The sequence below is a fragment of the Brevundimonas mediterranea genome, assembly GCF_011064825.1.
Taxonomy (GTDB): Bacteria; Pseudomonadota; Alphaproteobacteria; order Caulobacterales; family Caulobacteraceae; genus Brevundimonas; species Brevundimonas mediterranea_A.
Genome location: NZ_CP048751.1, coordinates 222,576 through 242,828, shown reverse-complemented (window position 1 = coordinate 242,828; position 20,253 = coordinate 222,576). Strand labels below are relative to the sequence as shown.

General features: G+C 67.7%; 12 protein-coding genes. 7 read left to right on the top strand and 5 right to left on the bottom strand.

Going from position 1 to position 20,253, the window contains the following annotated elements:
- Window positions 1-9: 9 nt before the first annotated feature.
- Window positions 10-504: a pentapeptide repeat-containing protein gene (locus tag GYM46_RS01210; protein ID WP_008262964.1), complete on the bottom strand. Its 495-nt coding sequence runs from the start codon at window positions 502-504 to the stop codon at window positions 10-12.
- Between the two features lie 55 nt (window positions 505-559).
- On the bottom strand, window positions 560-3,205 hold the full coding sequence (locus tag GYM46_RS01205; RefSeq protein ID WP_008263891.1) for a hypothetical protein: 2,646 nt from the start codon (window positions 3,203-3,205) through the stop codon (window positions 560-562).
- A 301-nt stretch (window positions 3,206-3,506) separates the two neighbouring features.
- Between GYM46_RS01205 and GYM46_RS01200 the strand changes: the two genes are divergently transcribed.
- The 7 genes from GYM46_RS01200 (at window position 3,507) to GYM46_RS01170 (ending at window position 15,568) form a co-directional block, all read left to right on the top strand.
- Window positions 3,507-4,592, top strand: a complete 1,086-nt coding sequence (locus tag GYM46_RS01200; protein ID WP_230307637.1) for a LacI family DNA-binding transcriptional regulator — start codon at window positions 3,507-3,509, stop codon at window positions 4,590-4,592.
- A gap of 28 nt (window positions 4,593-4,620) precedes the next feature.
- Window positions 4,621-7,644, top strand: a complete 3,024-nt coding sequence (locus tag GYM46_RS01195) for a TonB-dependent receptor (protein ID WP_008260121.1) — start codon at window positions 4,621-4,623, stop codon at window positions 7,642-7,644.
- A 77-nt stretch (window positions 7,645-7,721) separates the two neighbouring features.
- Window positions 7,722-9,206 carry a glucoamylase family protein gene (locus GYM46_RS01190; RefSeq protein WP_008261453.1) on the top strand — a complete coding sequence of 495 codons (1,485 nt, stop codon included), beginning with the start codon at window positions 7,722-7,724 and terminating at the stop codon, window positions 9,204-9,206.
- Window positions 9,203-10,471 carry a sugar ABC transporter substrate-binding protein gene (locus GYM46_RS01185; RefSeq protein ID WP_008263473.1) on the top strand — a complete coding sequence of 423 codons (1,269 nt, stop codon included), beginning with the start codon at window positions 9,203-9,205 and terminating at the stop codon, window positions 10,469-10,471. The genes GYM46_RS01190 and GYM46_RS01185 overlap by 4 nt, the downstream gene beginning before the upstream one ends.
- Complete coding sequence (locus GYM46_RS01180; protein ID WP_008260225.1) at window positions 10,468-11,400, top strand: carbohydrate ABC transporter permease; 933 nt, start codon at window positions 10,468-10,470, stop codon at window positions 11,398-11,400. The genes GYM46_RS01185 and GYM46_RS01180 overlap by 4 nt, the downstream gene beginning before the upstream one ends.
- On the top strand, window positions 11,397-12,212 hold the full coding sequence (locus tag GYM46_RS01175; RefSeq protein ID WP_008262922.1) for a carbohydrate ABC transporter permease: 816 nt from the start codon (window positions 11,397-11,399) through the stop codon (window positions 12,210-12,212). The genes GYM46_RS01180 and GYM46_RS01175 overlap by 4 nt, the downstream gene beginning before the upstream one ends.
- A 152-nt stretch (window positions 12,213-12,364) precedes the next feature.
- On the top strand, window positions 12,365-15,568 hold the full coding sequence (locus GYM46_RS01170; RefSeq protein ID WP_008263589.1) for a discoidin domain-containing protein: 3,204 nt from the start codon (window positions 12,365-12,367) through the stop codon (window positions 15,566-15,568).
- Window positions 15,569-15,716: 148 nt separating this feature from the next.
- Here the strand turns inward: GYM46_RS01170 and topA are convergent, their stop codons facing one another.
- From topA to plsY, 3 genes are all read right to left on the bottom strand, one after another.
- Window positions 15,717-18,344: a type I DNA topoisomerase gene (gene topA, locus GYM46_RS01165; protein WP_008261370.1), complete on the bottom strand. Its 2,628-nt coding sequence runs from the start codon at window positions 18,342-18,344 to the stop codon at window positions 15,717-15,719.
- A 138-nt stretch (window positions 18,345-18,482) separates the two neighbouring features.
- On the bottom strand, window positions 18,483-19,553 hold the full coding sequence (gene dprA / locus GYM46_RS01160; RefSeq protein ID WP_008263412.1) for a DNA-processing protein DprA: 1,071 nt from the start codon (window positions 19,551-19,553) through the stop codon (window positions 18,483-18,485).
- Complete coding sequence (plsY, locus tag GYM46_RS01155) at window positions 19,550-20,188, bottom strand: glycerol-3-phosphate 1-O-acyltransferase PlsY (protein WP_035308749.1); 639 nt, start codon at window positions 20,186-20,188, stop codon at window positions 19,550-19,552. Before plsY ends, dprA begins: the two co-directional genes overlap by 4 nt.
- Window positions 20,189-20,253 lie beyond the last annotated feature (65 nt).

The window sequence follows — 20,253 nt, the reverse complement described above, 5'->3', positions numbered from 1 at the left end:
GGATGGCCGTCAGCAGGCGGGAATACGTAGGTTTCCGGACAGAATGGTCGAGCCGTCGCCGCAGGCGCGGTTCAGCTGACCCTGGGTCAATCCGGCGGCGCGCGACAGGTCGGCGCCGGACAGGTTGGTCCCGATCAGCTTTGCGCCCGCGAAGTTCGCGCCTTGCAGATAGGCGCCGACGAAGCTGGCGTTGGTCAGGTCTGCGCCCGAGAAGTTGGAACTGGAGAAGACCCCGCCGTAGGCCTCGACGTCGCGCATGTCGGCGTTGGAGAAACGGGTGCGGTTCATCACGCTGAGGCTGAGGTCCGCCTGGCGCAGGCGCGCGCCGGACAGGTTCAGGCCGCGCGCCTCAAGACCGGAGAAATCACCCTGGAACAGGTTGCAGCCGGCGCAGGATGCGCCGCGTTTCACGCTGGCGATCTGGCTGGCGTTCTGCGCCAGAACAGGGGTGGCGGCGGTCGCAAATACGGCGACGGCGATGGACAGGGCAGTCAGGCGGGACATGGGGTCGCTCCAGCGAAAACGTCGCGTGGCGGCACTCTAGAGCCCAGCCGTTAACTTAGCCCTGATCGCCGCCGTGAACCGCCCGGGCGTCTCCGCAGGTGTCGCAGACCCAGACGCCGCCGCGATTCTGCAGGCTGAAATCGCCGCAGGACGGACAGGCGACGGCCTCGGTGTTGGCGACGACCTTCGGTTCAGGCTCGGCTTTCTTGCCGAAGGGCAGGACCACCAGATTGTCGGGCGCGGAACCGCGGGCGAAGCCCTTCGAGATGAAACGGGCGGCGGGGACGGCCTCTCCCCCCTCCGCCTTGCCGTGACCCAGACCGTCGGCGTTCAACTCATCGGGGCCGGCGTTGGCCAGTTCGTGGCGGTCCAGATATGAGACGCCCAACTCGCGGAAGATATAGTCCAGGATCGAGGTGGCCGAGCGGATCGAGTCATTGCCCGTGACCCGCCCCGCCGGCTCGAACCGGGTGAAGACGAAGGCGTCGACGAACTCGTCCAGCGGCACACCGTACTGAAGCCCGATCGAGATGGCTATGGCGAAATTGTTCATCAGGCTTCGGAAGGCGGCGCCTTCCTTGTGCATGTCGATGAAGATCTCGCCCAGTTCGCCGTCGTCGTATTCGCCGGTGTGGATATAGACCTTGTGCCCGCCGACGGCCGCCTTCTGGATATAGCCCTTGCGCCGGTCGGGCAGTTTGCGGCGGGCGCGCTCGCGTTCGACCACCCGTTCGACGACGCGCTCCTGCGGGGCAGGCGTGGGAGCGGGGCGGGGCGTTTCGAGGCGTGGAGCCGCATCGGTTTTCGGCAGGGTCAGCAAGGGGCCTGGGGGCGGAGGCGCGCGACGCAGCCGCACCGCGCGGCGGCCCTCGGCGGCGGCCTGGGCCAGACGACGGGCGGCCTGGGCGGCGGTGGCGCGCCAGTCCAGGGTATCCACGGCCGTGTCCGGCGCGTCGCTGAACGGTTCGACGGCGCGGCGCAGGTCGGCCTCGACGCCTGCGGGATCGGCCAGCAGGGCGGCGACGGCGGCGGGCGCCTCGGCCCAATCCGTCAGATCGCCGTGGCCGAAGACCCAGCGCGCCGCCGCGAACTCGGCCTCTTCGGGCACGCCCAGCAGGTTCAGCAACGGGCCGTCGCCGTCTTCCAGCCCCAGGACGTCGCGGATGAAGCCGGGGTCCAGCACCGGGGCGGTGAAGACGGCGTCGAAGCCGTCGGCCCCGGCCAGGGCCTGTTCGACGGCGGCCAGTTCGATGTCGGTGAAGCCGAAGGCGCGCAGGGCGGCGTGATCGACGCCCGGCGCCTCGACCAGGGTGCGACGGCCGAACAGCCGGCGCTCGGCCGCCTGGACGTCGCCGCCCGTGCGGGCCAGGGCGGCGGCCAGGGGTGCGGCCAGGCGACGGCCGATCTGGCCGTCGGCGGTCTGGAAGACATCAATGACCGAAGGGCCGCCGAGGCCCAGTCGCAGCCGGGCCTCGGCGTCGTCCATGAACAGGCCGACGGTTGCATGACGCCGGGGCGCGCCGAGCTTGCCGATCCGCTTCAGGGCGACGGCGGCGAGAGGATCCGGATTGGACTTCAGGCGGGCGCGGCGGGCGCGGTCAGCGTCGGCGACCTGGCTCTTCAGGGCGTCCCATTCGGCGCAGGGGCCACGCAACTGGGCCAGTTCCACCGAGGTCTGAGCCGCCACCACCGCTGTCAGGCCCGCCAGGGCCTCGGCCCGGGCGGCCAGATCGCCGCCGGCCGGGATCAGGGCGGCCGAAAGGCCCTCCAGTCCCAGGGAAATGGCGACGCTCGCGGCCTGAAGATCCAGGGCCACGGTCCACAGACGCACCAGATCCGGCAGGCGGTCGAAGGTCCCGCCGTCCAGGGCGGCGACGGCGGACAGGTCCAGCAGGGCGCGACCGACCGCGCCCTCGGCCAGGGCTTCGGCGTCGCGGGGAGAGAAGATCGCGATCAGGCCGCCGTCCAGAGCCGATTCGGCGGCCAGAAGGGCCTCGGGCGCGCCGGCGGCGATCTGGGTGCTGTCGGCCAAGGCGATCAGGGGCGGGGTTTCGTGGAAGGGGCGCAGGGCCAGGGCCGGACGTTCGCCATCGACGGCGCGCAGGATGTCGGCGTCGGTGGCGCCGCGACGCCGCGCGGTGGCGGCGGCGCGGCCCAGGGCGGGGTTGCGCGACGGGTCGGCGCAGTGGCCGTCCGGCCCCTCGCAACGGTCCACGGCGTCGGCGACGGCGCACAGGGCGTCGGCCAGGGCCTCGGCCGACTGCAGCGCCAGTCGGGCGGTCATGCGGTCGGCGCGGTGTTCGGCCAGATGCGCCGGCGCGGCGGGATCGGACAGGTCGAGAATGTCGGCGGAGCCTGCGCCAGCCTCGGGCGCGCCCACAGGCGTGGCCAGGCCCAGTTGAATGGTGGCGGCCAGTTCGGCGGCGAAGACATAGGCCTCGGCCCGATCGGTGAAGACGCCCTCGGCCAGGCCCCGGCCGGCCAGGCGTTCGGCCCAGGCGTCGACGGCGCCGTTCAGCCAGCCGCCGGTCGGGGACAGGTCGGGGACCAGGGATTCGCTCCAGTCCAGCCAGGATTCGATCCGGGCGTCCGACCATGCGGCCGGCGCCGTGATCTCCTGGACTGTGGCGGCGCGCTCGACAGCGCGGGTCTCCATCGTGACCCGGCGGGCCAGATCCACGAAGCCGGATTGAAAGCGCATGGGCCGCATCTCCCGGTAAGCCTGCCACCAGATTACGGCGATCCATCAAGGCGCGCCACTATATGTAGTAGTTATCAACCGCTGAATCCATTTGACGGTCATTCAGCGCCTTTGGGGCGGACGCCGGCTCGATCCGGTGGTCATCAGGCGAGGCGCGGGCGCCGGCGGGCCAGAAATCGACACAAAGCGACATTGCGCCGCTTGCGGCCGACATTGCTCCTGTGTCATGTAACCGATTACATCAGGTTATCGACAGACCTTCGACAAGAAGGCTGGCGCGATGACGCTCAGAGGGAAACACTTGGATATCGCCGCCTCATCAGCCGTGAACGGACGTGCGCCCGCCGCCAAGGCCGCCACGATCCGCGACGTCGCCGAACGGGCCAAGGTGTCCGTGGCCTCGGTGTCGCGCGTGCTGAACGGGTCGGACGCCATCACCGAAACCACGCGCCAGCGGGTGCTGGATGCGGTCGCGCATCTTCACTACGTCCCCCATGTCGGGGCGCGCAGCCTGTCCACCAGCCGGACGGACACCATCGGGGTCATCCTGCCGGACCTGTACGGCGAGTTCTTCTCCGAACTGATCCGCGGCATGGACCTGGCCGCGCGGGCGCACGGCAAGCACCTGATCGTCTCCAGCTCCCACGGCGACACCGAAGAGACCATGGCGGCGCTGCGGTCGATGCGGGGCCGGGTCGACGGCATGATCGTGCTGTCGCCCCATGTGCGGGCCGCCAATCTGGCCGCCGACGTGGCGGGCCGGACTCCGGTGCTGGTCATGAACGGCGGTCTGGACGAGGGCGGCCGGCCGGCGATCGCTGTGGACAACCACGGGGGCGCCGTGGCGGCGGTCGAACATCTGATCGCCACCGGTCGTCGCCGCATCGCCCATATCCGGGGCGCCGCCGGCAACCTGGAAGCCGATATTCGCGCCGAAGGCTACGCCAGCGCCCTGGTCGGCCAGGACCCGATCATCGTCGAGGGCGACTTTACCCAGGCCGCCGGGCATCGCGCCGCCACACAGTTGATGGCGCTGGACCAGCGCCCGGACGCGGTGTTCGCGGCCAATGACATGATGGCCCTGGGCGCCCTGCTGGCCTTCCAGGAGGCGGGCGTGCGCTGCCCCGAGGACGTGGCGGTGGTCGGCTTCGACGACGTGCCGCTGGCCGCCCTGGTCCGGCCGACGCTGACCACGCTCAGAGTGAATATTGCGGAAATGGGCCGCCGGGGCGTCGAACGCCTCATCGGCCTGGTCCAGGCCGGCGCGAACGCCGAGGCGGACACCGCTTGTGAAATCGTTCGACCGGCCCTGGTCGTTCGTCAATCCACCGCGGCGGCCGCAACCGCCGGGTCAAACCCCGATCAGACGGCGGCGTCGCTGTCGTGAATCGGACCCATCAGGAGGGGACATCAGGATGATCAAGTTCAATACGCGTAGCGCGGCCCTGGCCGCCGTATCCGCCTTCGCCATCACCGCAGGCTTCGCCGGCGCGGCGACGGCGCAGAGCGCCACATCAACCCTCCGGGGCACGGTCTCTGACGGCCAAGCCGCCGGAACCGGCACCGTCACCGCCACCGAGGTGGCGACCGGCTATGTCACCCGCGGCCGCATCGGCGAAAATGGCCAATACGTCATTCCTGGGCTTCGGCCCGGCACCTTCCGCATCCAGGTCACCACGAGCGACGGTCGGACGACTGAAGACACGGTGACGCTCGCACTCGGCCAAGTCGGCACCCTAGACCTTGACCTGACCTCGACTGGGGATGCCGCCACGAACGTCGGCGAAATCGTCGTTGTCGGTCGTCGCACCTTTAACGTCCGTACGTCGGAAGTGGGGACAAGCGTCAGCCAGCAACAGATCAATAATCTGCCCCAGATCAACCGCAACTTCCTGAACTTTGCGGCCTTGGCGCCTGGCGTCCGCGTGACGGAAGGCGACACGGAGCGCACCATCACCGCAGGCGGGCAGCCTTCCAGCGCCATTAACGTCTTTATCGACGGCCAGAACCAAAAGTCGTTGATCAACGACGGCGGCATCGCCGGTCAGGACGACAGCCGTGGGAATCCCTTCCCCCAAGCCGCTGTGCAGGAGTTTAGGGTGCTGACCCAGAACTTCAAAGCCGAGTACGAGCAGGCGTCGTCCGCCATCATCACCTCGGTCACGCGTTCGGGCACCAATGACCTGAGCGGCGACATGTTCGTCACCTATCAGGACTCCAGCTGGATCGCCCAGAACGTCTTCTCCAAGGCGCGTGGCGAAGAAAGGCCGCAGCTTGATCGTCTGCAATACGGCGGTTCTGTCGGAGGGCCGATTATTGAAGATACGCTGCACTACTTCCTTTCCTACGAGCGGAAAGAAGAGACGCGCGGGAGTTCAGTGTTCCTACGCCGCACCGAATATACGCCGCTATTTGAGGATCAGCTCGGAACTTTTGAAGGACCGTTCGAGCAAGATCTGGTCTTTGGTAAGCTGTCCTGGGCGATCAATGATCAGCAGCGGCTGGACCTGAGCGGTACGTATCGCAAAGAAGAAGATATCCGGAACTTCGGAAATGGGCCCGACGCCTTCTCGCGTGCGAACGCCATCAATGGCGAGACCCAGTCCCTTCAACTGCGACACCAGTTCCAGGGGAATGGCTTCCTGAACGAGGCATCCGTAGATTATCTGAAGTCGCAGTATAATCCCCGTGCGGTGAATTTTGATCTCTCGGGACAGCGGTATGTTTCTTACCGCGATGCGAGCGCCACAACACCGGGATTCCAGTTCCGATATGATCAGAGCGATGGAATATTCAATGCGGGCGGCGGTACGAACAATCAGGATCTGACGCAGGAAAGCCTGACGTTCAAAAATGATTTGACGTTCAACGACATCGAGGCGTTCGGGCTTCACACCGTTAAGATGGGTGTGAAATACTCGATCCAGACGTTGAGCGTTTTCAAACAGTTCAACCGGAACCCCCAGTTTACTTACGACGTCGACGCTAGGCCCGAAGTGGTTGGGTCGAATGCCATACCCACCGTGGTGAGTCTGAACCTGCCGGTCGATGCGACGTCTGTGGATAACAACGTCCTGGGCCTTTATATCCAGGATGACTGGCAGATCACCGACAAGCTCGAAGTGAACATGGGCCTACGTTGGGACTACGAGGACAATGCTGTAAACAACGACTGGCGTACGCCTGACGATATTCGTCGCATGTTGACCGCCATCGGCAATGCGCCTGGCTTCGACTACCCATCCTATATCAATATCGACGACTATATCTCTGACGGAGATCGTCCCGCGTTCAAGGACGCCTATCAGCCGCGCTTCGGCTTCTCTTACGACTTCTTCGGCGACGAGCGTACGGTTCTGTTCGGGGGCGCGGGCCGCTACTACGACCGGATCGGCTTCAACTTTGCCTTTGACGAGCGGTTCAAGCCCTACCAGCTGTCGCGGACCATCTATTTCTCCCCGTCCGGCGGCGCCTATGGCGGTCGCACGGACACGGTCGCCTGGAATCCGAGCTACGCCACGGCGGAGGGCCTCGATTCACTGCTCGGAGGGACGGTCGGTCGCGGCGAAGTCTTCCTGATCAAGAATGACGCGCCGCCGCCGGTGACTGATCAGTTCAACCTGGGTGTTCGCCAGAAGATCGGCGACTGGCAGACGGCGCTGACATTCTCTTACGCCAAGACCAAGAACGAGTTCGCCTGGTACCGCGCGAACCTGGATCCGGCGACCAACAGCGTGCCCGCTGCAGCCCAGCCGGCGAACCTCATCGATCCGGTCACCGGCGTGGCCTTCCCTTACAACGCCGGTGTTTTCGTCTCGAACCATGACCGCGAGCGGGAGATGCACGCGATCTATTTCACGGCGGACAAACCCTTCAACACGGCAAGCGGTTGGGGAGCCAATATCGCCTACACCTTTATGGACGCCACTCAGAACGGCAGCCGCGATCAGGGGTTGGGCAACTTCGACTTCGACTATCCCTGGACCAGCTATTCTCCGACGTTCACGACGCCGGGGGTCGAACGCCACCGTCTGGTAATGTCCGGTACCGTCGCCCTTCCGCTGGACTTCCAGCTGTCGTCGATCATCACCCTGGGGTCGGGGCTGCCTTACACTCGGAACAACGTCGGGAATGGCGCCAAGCCGGACTGGTTCTCGGCCTATCCCGAGAAACACGCCTTCATCATTCCCGCGTGGGAATGGGCCTATCGTCAGGTCGATCTGCGGCTCGCGAAGTCTTTCGAGATTTTCGGTGGGCAGGAAGTCGAGTTCACGGCTGACGCGATTAATGTGTTCAACTTCAAGAACTATTCCGGCTTCAACCAGACCTACCGGACATCAAACACAGGCGAGGCGCCGCTGAATCCAACCTTCGGTCAGCCTACCGCTCAGTTCCTCCCGACCCGCAGCTTCCAGGTCGGTCTGCGCTACGCCTTCTAACTCCCCCTGAGCCTGGGCCGCCTTCCGCTTGCGCGGGAGGCGGCCTTCTTCTTGATACAGACCCAGTGAGCGTGCCCATGAACCGCCGAAACTTCCTGATGCGAACCACGGCTGGAGCCGCCGCCCTGGCGGTCGGCGGCGCTGTCGCGGGGCAGGCGGCGGCGCAACAGACGCAGGCGGCTCAGCAGGGAAGCGGGGCGGTCAACGGCACGCAGCGGCGGCCCCTGCGGCTGGACCGCGAGATCGACGAGCTTCAGGAACGCACCTTCCGCTGGTTCGAGAAGGTCACGGATCGGCGCACCGGTCTGACTCCCGATCGCTGGCCCACGCCGTCCTTCTGCTCCATCGCCGCGGTCGGTTTCGCCCTGACCTGCTGGCCCATCGGCGTCGAGCGCCGCTGGATGAGCCGGGACGAGGCGCGCGAGCGCACCCTGACCACCGTCCGCTATTTCCACAGCCTGCCCCAGGGACCGGAGCCGACCGGCACGGCGGGGCACAAGGGCTTCTTCTATCATTTCCTCGATATGGAGACCGGGCTTCGCTACCGGACCAACGAGCTGTCGACCGTCGATACGGCCCTGCTGATCGCCGGCATGTTGTTCGCCGCCCGCTATTTCGACGGCGACCATCCGGACGAGGTCGAGATCCGCAGCCGGGTCCAGGCCCTGTACGAGCGGATCGAATGGGACTGGGCCGTCGTGCGCGACAACCGGATCACCATGGGCTGGCATCCGGAGAGCGGCTTCATCCCGTCCGACTGGCATGTCTATAACGAGGGGATGCTGCTGCTGCTCCTGGCCATCGGCAGCCCGACCCATTCGGTCTCGGTCAACGTCTGGCATGAGTGGGCCGCAAGCTATGACCAGAGCTGGACCGACCGCTGGGGCAGCTGGCACCTGAATTTCGCGCCGATCTTCGGCCACCAGTACAGCCATATGTACGTCGACTTCCGCGGCATCCAGGACGCCTGGATGCGGGGCCAGACGGCCCAGATGGGCGAGTATCTGGACTATTTCGAAAACAGCCGCCGCGCCGTCTACGCCCAGCAGAAATACGCCCACGACAATCCGGGCCAGTGGGCCGGCTATTCGTCCGAGACCTGGGGCCTGACGGCCTGCGACGGGCCGGGCGATTTCAAGCAGACGATCAACGGGGTCGAGCGCGAGTTCTTCAGCTATTCGGCGCGCGGTCCCGGCGAGCGCGACGACGGCACCATCGCACCCACGGCGGCGGCCAGCTCCATCGCCTTCGCGCCCGAGATCGTCGTGCCCTGCATCAAGGCGATGAAGAGCCGGTTCGGCGCGGGGATCTATACTGAGTGGGGCTTCCTCGACAGCTTCAACCCGACCCTGACCCAGCGCGACGGGCCCTTGCAGCACGGCAAGATCATTGACGGCGTGGGCTGGGTCGCCGACGACTATCTGGGCATCGACCAGGGCCCCATTGTCGGCATGACCGAGAACCATCGCTCCGACTTCATCTGGCGCTACATGCGCGGCGAGCCGCACATCCGTAAGGCCCTGGAGACGGCGGGCTTCACCGGCGGCTGGCTGAACGCATGACCTCTGGCCCGCACAGGCGGGGCGCCCTGGCGCTGCTGGCGGGCGGGGCGGCGGCGGCCTGCACGCCGCGTCGTGACGGCGAGACGGTGCTGCGCTTCTGGGCCATGGGCAATGAGGGCGGGACGGTGGGCCAGCTGATGCCCGAGTTCGAGCGGCGCAACCCCGGCGTCCGCGTCGCGGTCCAGCCCCTGCCTTGGACGGCGGCGCACGAGAAACTGCTGACCGCCTACGCCGGCGCCTCGCTGCCGGACGTCAGCCAGATCGGCAACACCTGGGTGTCGGAACTGACCGCCATCGGCGCCCTGTCGCCGACCCCGCCGGCCGCCGCCGACCTGCTGACCGATCAGTTCGAGGCGGTGCTGGAGACCAACGAGGTGGCCGGCCGGGGCATGACCACGCCCTGGTACGTCGATACGCGGCTTCTGTTTTATCGCACCGACCTTCTGGCCCGCGCCGGCTTCGGCGCCCCGCCCCGGGACTGGGCCGAGTGGAAGCGGGCCATGCACGGGATCAAGCGCGTGGCGGGCGGCGACAACTACGCCATTCTGCTGCCCCTAAACGAGTTCGAGCAGCTTCTGACCTTCGGCCTTCAGACCGAGGAGCCCTTGCTGCGTGACCGCAATACGCGCGGCAACTTCTCCAACCCCGGCTTCATCTCGGCCCTGGCCTTCTATCGCAGCCTGTTCGCCGAGGGCCTGGCGCCCCTGGCTTCGGCGGCGCAGATCTCCAACGTCTGGACCGAGTTCGCGCGCGGCTATTTCAGCTTCTATTTCTCCGGCCCGTGGAGCGTGGGCGATTTCCGCAGCCGCTTGCCGGCGTCGTTTCAATCCAGCTGGGCCACGGCCGGCGTGCCGGGACCGAACGGCCTGGGCGCCTCGGCGCCGGGCGGGTCCAGCCTGGCGGTGTTCAAGTCCTCGCCGCATCAGGAGGCGGCCTGGGCCCTGGTCCGCTATCTGTCCGAGCCGGCCGTCCAGGCCCGGTTCAACACCATCGTCGGCGATCTGCCGGCGCGGAAAAGCGCCTGGGACATCGCCCAGGTGGAGCGCGACCCCATGCTGGCGCCCTTCCGCGGCCAGCTGGAGCGGGCCAAGGCCGTGCCCAAGGTTCCGGAGTGGGAGCGGATCGTGACCGAGATGCAGATCGTCGCCGAACGCATGGTGCGCGGCGAATATACCCCCGAGACTGCGGCAGCGGAGATCGACCGTCGGGCGGACCGGCTGCTGGAGAAGCGCCGCTGGATGATGGAGCAGGGCAGGGCCGTATGACCGTCGCCGATCCGACATTGGCCCGCGTGAAGCCGTCGCGTGGACGCGCGGCCAGAGAGCGCGCAGCCTGGGCCTTCGTCGCCCCTGCGATGATCGCCATCGGCCTGTTCTTCGCCTTTCCGGTGATCGCGGCCCTGCTGCTCAGCCTGACCGACTTCGACATCTACGCCCTGGCGAACCTCGATAATCTGCGTTTCGTCGGCCTGCAGAACTACGAGCGGCTGATGACCAATCCCCTGTTCTGGGGGGCGATGAAGAACACCCTGACCTTCGCGGTCCTGGGCGTGCCCCTGTCCATTGCGGCCTCGCTGGCCGCGGCGGTGATCCTGAATGCGCGGGTGGTGAAGTGGCGGCCGATCTGGCGGGTCATGTTCTTCGCCCCCTATGTCACCACCCTGGTCGCCACCGCCGTGGTCTGGCGCTATCTGCTGCACACCCGCTACGGCGTCATCAACTGGGGGCTGGAGAGCATCGGCCTGCCGGCGGTGGACTGGCTGGGCCAGCCCTCGACCTCCATCCCCGCCATCCTGATGTTCGTGGTCTGGAAGATCTTCGGCTACAATATGCTGATCTTCCTGGCGGTGCTTCAGACCGTGCCGGACGATCTGTACGAGGCCGCCCGCATCGACGGCGCCGGGCCGTGGAAGCAGTTCCGCCATGTCACCCTGCCGGCCATCGCGCCGACGATGCTGCTCGTCTCGATCATCTCGGTCGCCAGCTTCTTCCAGCTGTTCGCCGAACCCTATGTGATGACGCAAGGCGGCCCGGCCCAAAGCACGGTGACGGTGCTCTACTTCATGTACGAAGAGGGCTTCAAATGGTGGAACCTGGGCTCCGCCAGCGCGGTCGCCTTCGTCCTGTTCCTGTGCATCCTGGCCATTACCCTGGTGCAGCTGGGCGTTGCCAAGCGGGTGGGGGCGTACCAGTGAAAATCCGCTCGATCTTCCTCAACCTCGCCGTCGCGCTCATCGCGCTGATCGTCCTGTTCCCGCTGGTCTGGATGGCGTCGGTCAGCTTCATGCCCACCGGTGAGGCGGCGACCTTCCCGCCGCCCCTGGTCCCGTCGCGCTGGACGCTGGAGCACTATCAGGACCTGTTCCTGAACCAGGGCATGGCCCGCTATCTGTGGAACAGCTTCGCCCTGGCGACCCTGGCGACGATCCTGGCGCTCAGCTTCACCGTCCCGGCCGGCTACGCCTTCGCCAAGCTGAAGTTCACCGGGCGCGAACGGCTGTTCCAGCTGCTGGTCGCCGCCCTGGTGGTGCCGGCCCAGATCGGCACCCTGCCGCTGTTCCTGATGCTGAAGGGGATGGGACTGGTGAACACTTATGCCGGGGCGCTGGCGCCCTGGCTGGCCTCGATCTTCGGCCTGTTCCTGGTGCGCCAGTATGCGCTGAGCATTCCCGACGAAATGCTGGAGGCGGCCCGCATCGACGGCGCGAGCGAAGGCCAGATCTTCCGCCGCATCGTCCTGCCGACGCTGCAGCCGATCATCGTCACCCTGGGCCTGTTCGTCTTCCTGGGCAGCTGGAACGACTTCCTGTGGCCGCTGATCATCCTGACGGACCAGTCGAACTACACCCTGCCGGTCGCCCTGGCGGCCCTGTCGCGCGAACACGTGCAGGACATCGAACTGATGATGGCGGGCGCAGTCGTCACAGTCGCGCCCGTCCTGATCCTCTTCCTCGCCCTGCAACGCTACTACATCCGCGGCATGCTCGCGGGCAGCGTGAAGGGGTGATCCTTGTAGCCCTCCACCGCCGTCATCCTGGGCCTTGTGCCTAGGATCCATAGACTCCGTCGAGGACGGGACGCACGCCTTCGACACCGGGCGTATGGATCCTCGGGACAAGCCCGAGGATGACGGCAACAGAGGAAACTGGAGTAATCCGAATGCGTATCCTGACCTCCATCCTCGCGCTCAGCGCCGCCCTCATGGCCGCCCCCGCCGTCGCGCAGGACACGCGCGTCCTCGACAGCATGGACGACGCGTCGCGGTGGGAGGCCAGCGCCTCCACCGACGTCCACGCCGCCGTCTCCGCCGTCGCCGGGCATGACGGCCGCGCCGTGCGGCTCGACTACGACTTCGACGGCAAGGCCGGCTATGCGGTGCTAAGCAGGCCCCTGCCGTTCGACCTGCCCGACAATTACGAGATCAGCTTCTGGGTGCGCGGCGCCGGGCCGGTCAACACCTTCGAGGTCAAGCTGACCGACGCCTCAGCCGAGAACGTCTGGTGGAAACAGACGGCCCGCTACGACTTCCCCGACGGCTGGACGAAGTTCGTGATCAAGCGCCGCCAGGTGTCCAAGGCCTGGGGCCCCAGCCCGGAGACGGTGCTGCGCCGCGCCGAACGGGTCGAGTTCGTCGTGGTGGCGGCCGAGGGCGGCAAGGGCGCCGTCGAGATCGACCAACTGAGCCAGCGCGCCCTGCCGGTCGATCCCGTCGCGCCGCCGCAGCCGGTCGCCGGCGACGGCCGGCCGCAGACGACCGCCGCCAACGCCGTCGATCTGGACCCGAAGACGGCCTGGACCCCGCCGGTGGGCGAACCCTCGGCCCTGACCCTCGACCTGGGATACGAGCGCGAGTTCGGCGGCCTGACCCTGCGCTGGGGCGAGCGGGGGGCGGCGGCGGACTATCGGATTTCCGCCTCGACGGACGGACGGGACTGGCGCGAGCTGGCGACGGTCACGGGCGGGAACGGCGGCGTCGACTGGCTGCGCACGCCGGAGGCGACCGCCCGCTGGCTGCGGCTGGAGCCGCTGAAGCCGGTCCCCGCGTCGGACGTGGTCGGCTCGTCCGGCGCCGGACAGCGGCTGGGGGCAGGGCAGGCGACGACCTATGCGCTGACTGAGATCGAGGTCGAACCCCTGGCCTTCGGCGAGGACGCCACGGCCTTTGTGGAGGCGGTGGCCAAGGAGAACCGTCGCGGCCTCTATCCACGCGGCTTTTTCGGGGAACAGCCCTACTGGACCCTGGTCGGCGTCGACGGCGGTGGCGAGAGCGGCCTGATCGGCGAGGACGGCGCCATCGAACTGCGCCGCGCCGGCCCCAGCATCGAACCCTTCGTCATCGACAACGGGCGGCTGATCACCTGGGCCGACGTCAATGTCGAACAGGGGCTGAAGGACGGCGACCTGCCCATACCGTCCGTGACCTGGACCGCCGACGACTGGACGCTGAAGATCACCAGCTTCGCCGACGGCGCGCCGGACCAGGCGCGTCTGTGGGGCCGCTATGACCTGACCAACACCTCCAATCGGCCCCGCACCCTGACCCTGGCCCTGACGGCGCGACCCTTGCAGGTGAATGGACCCGTACAGTTCCTGGCCATTCCGGGCGGCGTGGCGCCGGTCGAGCGGATCGCCTGGGACGGCGCGAGCCTGACGCTGAACGACGACGTTCGGGTCCAGCCCCTGACCGCGCCGGACGCCGTCGCGGCCTCGAGCTTCGATGCAGGGGTAGATCCTCAATCATTGATTCTACCGTCGGCGCGACGGCCCGCCGGCGAACCGGTCATGGTCTCCGACCCCACGGACCTGCCGGCCGGCGCCCTGCTGTATGAGGTGATGCTCCAGCCCGGCGAGACACGCACCTTCGGCTTCTTGTCGCCGCTGGCGGGCGAGACGCCGCAGGCGGGGCAGGGCGTCGCCGCGCTGGATCAGGCCGAGCGGGCGCTGGCGGCGGAATGGCGCGAGAAGCTGGACCGGGTGGACCTGACCCTGCCGCCCGCCGCCCAGCGGATCGAGGACGCGTTGAAGTCGTCCCTGGCCCATATGCTGATGTCGCGTCAGGGGCCGATCCTCCAGCCCGGCACCCGCAGCTACAACCGCTCCTGGATCCGCGACGGGGCCATGATGGCCGAGGGGCTGAACCGGCTGGGCATGGCCGAGCATTCGGCTGACTATCTGCGCTGGTACGCCCCCTATGTGTTCGAGAACGGCAAGGTCCCGTGCTGCGTCGACGCACGCGGCGCCGATCCGGTGCCCGAGAACGACAGTCACGGCGAGTTCGTCTTCCTGGCCGCCGAGACATACCGCTACACCGGCGACGAGGCCCTGCTGCGCCAGGTCTGGCCTCAGGTGCAGAAGGCCGTCGCCTATATGGACGAGCTGCGCGCCTCCACCCGCACGCCTGAGTTCCAGACCCCCGACCAGCGCCATCTGTACGGCCTGCTGCCGCCGACGATCAGCCACGAGGGCTATTCGGACAAGGCGGCCTATTCCTATTGGGACGATTTCTGGGGCCTCTTGGGCTACAAGGACGCGGTCTTCATCGCCCAGACCCTGGGCGACGCCGAGGCCGCCGCCCGCTACGCCGCCGCGCGGGATCAGTTCGCCGCCGACATCCGGGCCTCCATCGTCGCGACGGCCGAACACCACGACATCGACTGGATCGCGGGCGCCGCCGACCGGGGCGATTTCGACGCCACCTCGACCACCATCGCCCTGTCGCCGTCGGGCGAGCAGGATAATCTTCCGCCGGAACTGATGGCGCGAACCTTCGACCGCTATTGGGAAAACTTCCAGAACCGGCTGACCAATCGCACCGCGTGGAAGGACTATACCCCGTACGAATGGCGGCTGGTCGGCGCCTATGTTCGGCTGGGCCAGAAGGACCGCGCCCTGGCGGTGCTGGACTTCCTGATGGCCGACCGCCGGCCCGAGGCCTGGAACGGCTGGGCCGAGGTGGTGGGGCGCGACAAGCGCGAGCCCCGCTTCATCGGCGACATGCCCCACGCCTGGATCAGCTCCGACTATATCCGCTCGGCCCTCGACCTGTTCGCCTACGAACGGGACCGCGACCACGCCCTGGTGCTGGCGGCGGGCGTGCCGGAGGCCTGGCTGGACACGAAGGAGGGCGTGGGGGTGAAGGATCTGCGCACGGCCTATGGAGCGCTGACCTACGCCTATCGCAAACAGGGGGCGGCCTATGTGCTGACCCTTGGCCAGGGCGCGACGCCGCCGGGGGGCTATGTGCTGCAATGGCCGGCGGGGGAGGGGCGGCCTGAGCGGGTTCGCATCGACGGGCGCACGGCGCAATGGTCCGGCGACGAGCTGGCGATCCCCGTGGGGGCAAGGCGGATCACCCTCAACTGATCCTTCTCCCCTTGCGGGAGAAGGTGGCCCGCAGGGCCGGATGAGGGGTTGGTCCATCTCCAACGAAAAAGGGCCGGTCATGCACTGACCGACCCCTCATCCGACCTCGCTTCGCTCGGCCACCTTCTCCCGCAAGGGGAGAAGGACGTCAGTCTTCCGTCTTGGCCTTGGCCTTCTTCGTCGGCGCCTTCTTGGCCGCCGGCTTCTTGGCCGCCGCAGCCTTCTTCGGCGCAGCCGCCTTCTTGGCCGCCGGGGCCTTCTTCTTCGGCGCCGCCCCGGCCTTGGCGGCCAGCAGGGGCAGGGCGTCTTCCACAGTCAGGTCTTCGGGCGCCACGCCCTTGGGCAAGGTGGCGTTGATCTTGCCCGATTTGACATAGGGCCCGAAGCGGCCGGCCATGACGTGGATCGGCTCGCCCGTCTCCGGGTGGGCGCCCAGGTCCTTCAGCGGAGCCGTGGCGGCGCCGCGACCGGGACGACCGGCGCGCTTCTCGGCCAGCAGGGCGACGGCGCGGTTCAGACCGACCTCGAACACCTCGTCGATGTCCGAGACGTTCGCATAGGTGCCGGCGTGCAGGACGAAGGGTCCGTACCGGCCCAGGCCCGCCGTGATCATCTTGCCGTCCTCGGGGTGGACCCCGACTTCACGAGGCAGGGCCAGCAGGCGCAGCGCCTGGTCCAGCGTCAGCGAGGCGGGCGACCAGCCCTTGGGCAGGGACGAGCGTTTGGGCTTGTCGCCCTCGGGCGGGGTGATTTCGACATAGGGGCCGAAACGGCCGATCTTCAGCTGCACCGGCTGGCCGGTCTCCGGGTCCATGCCCAGTTCGCGGTCGCCGCTTTCCGCCGACCCGTCTTCAGCCGAAGGGCTGGCGACGGGGCGGGTGTATTTGCAGTCCGGGTACCGTTCGCAGCCGATGAAGGCGCCGAACCGGCTGGTCTTCAGGCTGAGCTGGCCCTGGTGGCACAGGGGGCATTCGCGCGGGTCGGACCCGTCTTCCTTGGCCGGGAAGATATGGGCGCCCAGCGACTCGTTCAGCGCGTCCAGAATGGCCGTGGTGCGCAGTTCGCCGGCGGCCTGGGTCGCGGCGTGGAAGTCCGACCAGAACTCGCGCAGCAGGACCTTCCAGTCCAGCTGACCGGCCGACACCTCGTCCAGACGCGTCTCCAGGGCGGCGGTGAAGTCGTATTCGACCCATTTCCGGAAGAATTGCTCCAGGAAGGCCGTGACCAGCCGTCCCTTGTCCTCCGGATAGAAGCGGTTCTTGTCGACGCGGACATATTCCCGGTCGCGCAGGGTCGACAGGGTTGAGGCGTAGGTCGACGGCCGGCCGATGCCCAGCTCTTCCAGCTTCTTGACCAGGGTGGCTTCCGAATAGCGCGGGGGCGGTTCGGTGAAATGCTGGTCGGTGCGGATGGCGTCAACCTTGGCCTTGGCGCCTTCCTTCAGCGCGGGCAGCCGGCTGGTGTCGTCGCCCTCGTCCTCTTCCGCGCCCTTCTGCTTCTCGTCGCGGCCTTCCTCATAGACGGCCAGGAAGCCGTCAAACGTCACCACCTGGCCGGTGGCCCGCAGGCCGGTCAGGCCGTCCGAGGTTTCGATCTCCACCGTGGTGCGGTCCATGCGCGCCGCCTCCATCTGCGAGGCGACCATCCGCTTCCAGATCAGCTCGTACAGACGCTGAAGATCGGATTCGAGGCGCAGGCTGTCCGGATGACGGGCGATGTTTGTCGGCCGGATCGCTTCGTGCGCTTCCTGAGCATTCTTGGCCTTGGTCTTGTAATAGCGCGGTTCCTGAGGAACGAAGGCCGGGCCGAACTCCTTGGCGATGACCTCTCGCGCCTGGGCGATGCCCTCGGGCGTGGTCTGGACGCCGTCGGTCCGCATATAGGTGATCAGGCCGCCGGTCTCGTCCACGCCCTCATACAGTTTCTGCGCCGCCTGCATGGTGCGCTGGGCGCTGAAGCCCAGCTTGCGCGAGGCTTCCTGTTGCAGGGTCGAGGTGGTGAAGGGCGGGGCCGGGTTGCGGCGGACGGGCTTCTTCTCGACCGAGTTGATGGTGAAGTCGCCGGCGTCGATGGCCGCGCGCGCAGCGGCGGCGGTCGCCTCGTCCTTGATGTCCAGACGCTGCACTCGCTTGCCGGCGTGCTTGACCAGACGGGCGGTGAAGGGCGGGCTGTCGGCGTTCAGATCGGCCTCGATGGACCAGTATTCCTGCGCCTTGAACTTCTCGATCTCCATCTCGCGATCGACGACGATGCGCAGGGCGACGGATTGGACCCGCCCGGCCGAGCGCGCGCCCGGCAGCTTGCGCCACAGGACCGGCGACAGGGTGAAGCCGACCAGATAGTCCAGCGCCCGGCGGGCCAGATAGGCCTCGACCAACTCCATGTCGATCTGGCGCGGATTGGCCATGGCCTCGAGGACGGCGGATTTGGTGATGGCGTTGAAGGTGACGCGCTCGACGTGCGTGTCCTTCAGTGCCTTCTTCTTGTTCAGCACCTCCAACACGTGCCAGCTGATGGCTTCCCCTTCGCGGTCGGGGTCGGTCGCCAGGATGACGCGGTCGGCGCGCTTGGCGGCCTCGGCGATTTCGGACAGCCGCTTGGCGCCCTTGGCGTCGGCCTCCCAGTGCATGGAGAAGTCGTCGTCGGGCAGGACCGAGCCGTCCTTCGACGGCAGGTCGCGGACGTGGCCGTAGGACGCCAGAACCTCATAGCCGGAGCCGAGGTATTTATTGATGGTCTTGGCCTTTGCGGGGCTCTCGACGATAACGAGGTTCATGCGTGTTCGGTCTCGGGAAGGGGCGCGAACGTGGTTGGAGCGGAGCCATGTGTCAATGCACCGGCCGCCGGACGCCCGTAAACTTGCGGAATATCGGGTGACTATCACGGATCGAAGACGAATCCGGAAGAGACTTCACTATATGGACGCGAGACCGCCCGGCAGCAGCTCCGCACGGCCCGCCAGGCTCAGTTCCAGCAGGGCGGCGGCGACCTGGCCCATGGGGGCGTTCAGGGCGCGCGCGATCTCGTCGCGCGGCGTCGGGGTGGGGGACAGCAGGGCGGCGACCCGGTCCAGGAAGGCGTCGTCCACCTCGCCATAGTCCATGGGTTCCGACGGCGGCGCGCGCAGGGTGCGCAGGGTGTTGAAGGCGCGCTCGATATCCTCGATCCCCTCGCACAGGATGGCCCCCTGGCGCAGCAGTTCGTTGGGACCCTTGGCGCGCGGGTCCAGCGGCGAGCCGGGCACGGCGAAGACGTCGCGCCCCTGTTCCGCCGCCAGCCGGGCGGTGATCAATGAGCCGGACTTGATCTCGGCCTCGACCACCACGACGCCGCGCGACAGGCCGGAGATGATGCGGTTGCGGCGGGGGAAGTCTCTCGCCTGGGCGCGAGCGCCGACCGGGCTTTCGGACACGACGCAGCCCTGATCGACCAGCCGGGCGTAGAGGTCGGCGTGTTCGGGCGGATAGATGTCGTCCACACCGCCGCCCAGAACCGCGACGGTCCCGGTCGCCAAGGCGCCTTCGTGGGCGGCGGCGTCGATGCCGCGCGCCATGCCCGAGACGACGACATGGCCGGCCTGACCCAGTTGCAGCGCCAGGCCGCGCGCGATCCGCTGTCCGCCGGCCGAGGCGATGCGCGCGCCGACGATGGCGACGCAGGGCGCGTTCAGCAGTTCGACCCGACCCCGGGTCCACAGGATCGGCGGGGGCGGATCCAGCGCCGCCAGCATCTCGGGATAGTCGGGATCGCCCAGCACCAGCAGGCGGGCGCCGACCCGCTCACCATCGGTCAGTTCGCGCTCGATCTTGGCGACGGGCGGGGGAATGGAGGCAGCACCGGACTTGCGGACCAGATCGGGCAGGACCTCCAGCACGCGAATGGCCGAGCCGTAGCGGCCCAGCAGCTGGGAAAAGGCGACGGGACCGATGCGGTCGGTGCGGGCGAGCCGCAGCCGGGCGAACCGTTCGTCCGCCGACAGGCTCACGCCTTCTTGGCCCCGATACGCGGTTCCTCGCCCTTCAGCAGCCGGGCGATGTTCTGATGGTGGCGAACCCAGATCAGCACGGCGGCGAAGACGGTCAGGCACAGGATCGGCATGCCCACCGGCAGGCCGACGGCGGCGAGCGGCAGCAGGGCCAGCAGGGGCGCGGTCGCCGAGGAGATCAGGGCCGCCAGCGACGAATAGCGGAAGACGAAGGCGCTGATCAGCCAGACCGCTCCGGCCATCAGGCCCAGGGGCCAGGCGGCGGCCAGCAGCAGACCATAGAAGGTGGCCACGCCCTTGCCGCCCTTGAACTTCAGCCAGACGGGAAACAGGTGGCCCAGGAAGGCCGCGCCGCCGGCGATGGCGCCCGCGACCTCGCTGTCGAACAGGGCGCGCGCGATCAACAGGGCGACCGCCCCCTTGCCGGCGTCCAGCAGCAGGGTGGCCAGGGCCAGGTCCTTGCGGCCCGTCCGCAGCACATTGGTCGCGCCGATATTGCCGGACCCGATGTTGCGCACGTCGCCGGCGCCGGCGGCGCGGGTGATCACGACGCCGAACGGAATCGAGCCGAGCAGATAGCCGCCCAGCGCGACCAGCGCCAAGGTCCCGATCGCGGGGCCTGCCAGATCCTGCACGTTGATTCTCTCCCCACGGAATGCTGTGGCAAAATGCGTCGGCGCGCCTTGCGGAGCAAGGGCGA